The sequence below is a fragment of the Endozoicomonas sp. ONNA1 genome (genome assembly GCF_024606325.1).
Taxonomy (GTDB): Bacteria; Pseudomonadota; Gammaproteobacteria; order Pseudomonadales; family Endozoicomonadaceae; genus Endozoicomonas_A.
Window position 1 is genome coordinate 1 of record NZ_JAHHPN010000888.1, and the last position, 3821, is coordinate 3821.

2 protein-coding genes are annotated in these 3821 nt (G+C 46.6%); both read left to right on the plus strand.

Annotated elements, in window-relative coordinates; all coding sequences use genetic code 11:
- Positions 1 to 101 precede the first annotated feature (101 nt).
- A complete protein-coding gene (locus tag KDK19_RS20975; protein ID WP_257279553.1) occupies positions 102 to 1982 on the plus strand; it encodes an RING finger domain-containing protein in 1881 nt (626 codons plus the stop codon).
- A gap of 179 nt (positions 1983 to 2161) precedes the next feature.
- Positions 2162 to 3727, plus strand: a complete 1566-nt coding sequence (locus KDK19_RS20980; RefSeq protein WP_257279554.1) for an F-box/WD40 repeat-containing protein — start codon at positions 2162 to 2164, stop codon at positions 3725 to 3727.
- Positions 3728 to 3821: the final 94 nt, after the last annotated feature.

Genomic DNA, 3821 nt, shown 5'->3' on the forward strand with positions numbered 1-3821 from the left:
CAAGTTATGAACTTTCGTTCCATAACCCATTCTAACTTACTGTATCTTTTATGAATGTACTTGCTAATCGAGGATAAATACTCACTTTCGGAGAACGAAGGATGGATAGAATCAATAATTACTTCGGCACCGAAGGTTCATACTCGCCACCACCTAAGCGAACTCGAATGGAGAAGGCACCCTCCTGTGTCAGCAATAGTAGTTCCGCCGTTGTGTCTGGCAAGACAGCAATGAATATCAGTGCTTTCAGAGATAATGCATTTAAAGTGGAAAACACACAGATTCCTGATGAAAATTGCGCAGTATGTCATGAGAGCTTTCCACACACGGCAAACATAGTGAAAACGCCCTGTGAACACCTTTTTCACGAGCATTGTTTAAACAAGTGGCTTCAAATCGGTCTGTCAGCCCGAAAAGTTAAAACTTGTCCTACATGTCGAGGCGAGTTAGGTGTCATAAGAAAAAAACTTAACGACTTTGATAAGCTATTGAGTCAATACAACGGTTGTCATTCTTTAGTGAGTGCAGATAGAGCCATTAACGAATGGGATAAAGCAGAAACAAGTCATGAAGCCCTGTACCATTTTGTCCAACTATGCTGGCACAATAGCCAGACACCTGATGATTCACCGTATATAAATATCTTGCGAAAAATTATTCATCCAGTGACAAAAGCCATCATTACCCATGACGATCGGGTCAATTCAGCCATCTTCAGTTCCAATAGCAGCCATGTGTTGACTGTCGCTGAAGATAACCTGGTGCAAATCAGTGGCAAGCGGGACGATGGATCATGGAAACCAGAAGCCAAAATCCGCCATAGCGGTTACGTCAACTCAGCCACCTTCAGCGCTAATGGCTGCCATGCAGTGACCGCCTGCAACGATAACACGGTAAATATCTTCACCCATAAGGACGATGGATCATGGGAACCAGAAGCCAATATTGAGCATACTGGCGTTGTCAACTCAGCCACCTTTAGTACCGATGGCAGTCATGTAGTCACCGCCAGTGAGGATAACACGGCAAAAATCTATGGCAAAAAGGACGATAAATCATGGGAAGAAGAAGTCACCATCCGCCACAATGGTCCGATCATCTCGGCCACCTTCAGCGCTAATGGTCGCTATGTTGTGACCGCCAGTGAGGATTACACGGCGCTAATCTATGGCCAAAAAAACGATGGATCATGGGAACTGGAAGCCAGCATTTCCCATAAAGACTGGGTCACCTCAGCCATCTTCAGCGCCGATAGCCGCTATGTGCTGACCGTCAGTGACGATAAAACAGCAAAAATATATGGCCATAAGACCAAAGGATCATGGGAAGAAGAAATCACCATTGTTCATGAAGGTCCAATCATTTCAGCCACCTTCAGCAACGATAGCCGCCATGTGGTGACTGTCGGTGAAGACAATCTGGTGAAAATCACCAGCAAGCAGGAAAATGGATGCTGGGAAGAAAAAACCATCCCCCCCCATGATGACCGGATCAATTCAGCCACGTTCAGCCCTGATGGATGCCATTTGTTGACTGCCAGTGACGATCACACAGCGACAATCTACCGTCAGAAAGACGATGGATCATGGGAAGCACAAGTCACCATTGAACACGATGGTTCAATCAACAAAATCACCTTCAGCGCCGATAGCCGCCATGTGGTGACCGCCAGTGACGATAAAACGGCAAGAATCTTTGGCCAGAGAGACGATGGTTCATGGGAAGAAGAAGCCATCATCCTCCACAATCATCCAGTCAGCTCGGCTGTCTTCAGCGCCAATACTCGTTTCGTGGTGATCACTGATACGGGTGGCCAGGCGAAAGTCTATGGCCAAAAGGTTGATCAATCATGGCAAAAAGAAGGCACTATTAACCATGATGCTCCGATCCTCTCAACTACCTTCAGCGACAATTGCCGTTTTGTGGTCACCACCAGTGAGGATTTCACTGCAATAATCACTGAACTGTGGAGGGAAGAATGATTCATTGTTTGCTGTCACTGACTGACGCCATTATGAGTGCACTGAAAGACAGACACATCGTAAGTTGCCCTTAACAACATTTTATGAACTTCCCTTCCAAAACTGACTCCAACTTCACAGCATCAACATTGACTGTCCTCGCTGATCGAAGATAAATACCCACTTTGGAGAATTCAGGGATGCATGGAATAGATAATAATAACAACCGTATTGAAGGTTCAGACTCACCACCACCCAAACAAGCTCGATTGCAAACACCAATGGGTGCAACCAGGGGTAGGACCGTCACTGTAAATGGCATGAAAAAAAAGGAAACATCGTCATTGCTGGATTTAACCCCACTATCCTTTTCCATTATTTTTCGCTATTTGAAACTTCGGGATATTCGCAGCTTAGAACAGGTGTGTACCTGTCTTCACGCCGCTGTCAAAGAAGATAATGCCCTGGCAAAAGCATGGTATCGCCGATTTCCTTCACCACACCAGTGTCAACTCAGGACAGCCATCAATAGAAAAAACAATGATCAACTCCATGATTGGTTAGGGTCGTTCACGGATGATCAGGCGTTAGTCAATTCGCTCAAAGATCGAAAAACGGAGAGGGCTTATGTACCTGCTCTGCTTTTATTTACCAAGACTAAGATGATGTCTGGATGTGAAACATTTAAATTAGTTACAACAGCAACTATTTACGAAAAAGACGTCGTGAACTCCGCCAGCCTCAGTACCGATGGCCGCCGTCTGGTCACCGCCAGTGACGATTTAACGGCGAAAATCTACGTTCATGGGGTTGATGAATCATGGGAACTGGAAGCGACCATTCCCCATAGCTTTTGGGTCAACTCAGCCACCTTCAGCCCCGATGGCCAGCAGCTGGTGACCACCGCTTTGGATGATTCGGCCAAAATCCATAGCCATAAAACGGATGGATCCTGGGAAACATTCGACAGCATTTCCGATGATGACTGGACCAGATCAGCCATCTTCAGTGCCGATGGCCGCCATCTGGTGACCGCCAGTACTGATATGACTGCGAAAATCCACAGCCAGAAGGCCGGTGGATCATGGGAATTAACAGCGACTCTTTTTCATAATCATTACCTCCAATCAGCCTCCCTCAGCAGCGATTGCCGCCTTGTAGTCACCGTCGGTTGTGATAACACGGTGGAAATCTATAGTCAGGAGTCCGATGGATTATGGAAAGTAAAAGTTAGCATTCCCAACGAAAAAAGTATCAACTCAGCCACCTTCAGCCCCGATGGCCGCCATATGGTGACCGCCAGTAACGATAGCAGGGTAAATATCTATGGCCTGAAAGCCTGCGGCTCATGGGAGCCAGAAGCAAACATTGTCCATAATCACTATGTCAACTCAGCTGCCTTCAGCCCTGATAGCCGCTATGTGGTAACGGCCAGTGAAGATGGCACAGTAAAAATCTATGGCCGGAAAGCCAATGGATCATGGGAACCAGAAGCCTGCATTGTCCACAAAAACGGGGTCTTTTCAGCCACTTTCAGCCCTGATGGCCACCATGTAGTGACTGCCAGCAAGGACGGGAGTGCAAAAATCATTGGTCAGCAAGACGATGGGGCATGGTTAGAAAAAGCCAGCATTTACCATAAGGGCTCGGTCTTATCCGCCACCTTTAGCGCCGATGGCAGCCGTGTAGTCACCGCCAGTACCGACTGCACAGTAAGAATCACTGAACTACAAAGCAATCATTCATTGCTTGCTGTCAATGAGTGATGACATTTTGCGTGCGCTGAAAAACAAACACTCTCTCAGTTGCCCTTAACAACATTTTTTGAACTTTCATTCAAAAACCGACTCTAACTCTGCG

What these genes read in the sequence shown, in the direction of transcription:
- KDK19_RS20975 (WP_257279553.1), top strand. Translation starts at nt 102, where the DNA reads ATGGATAGAATCAATAATTACTTCGGCACCGAAGGTTCATACTCGCCA.
- KDK19_RS20980 (WP_257279554.1), top strand. Translation starts at nt 2,162, where the DNA reads ATGCATGGAATAGATAATAATAACAACCGTATTGAAGGTTCAGACTCA.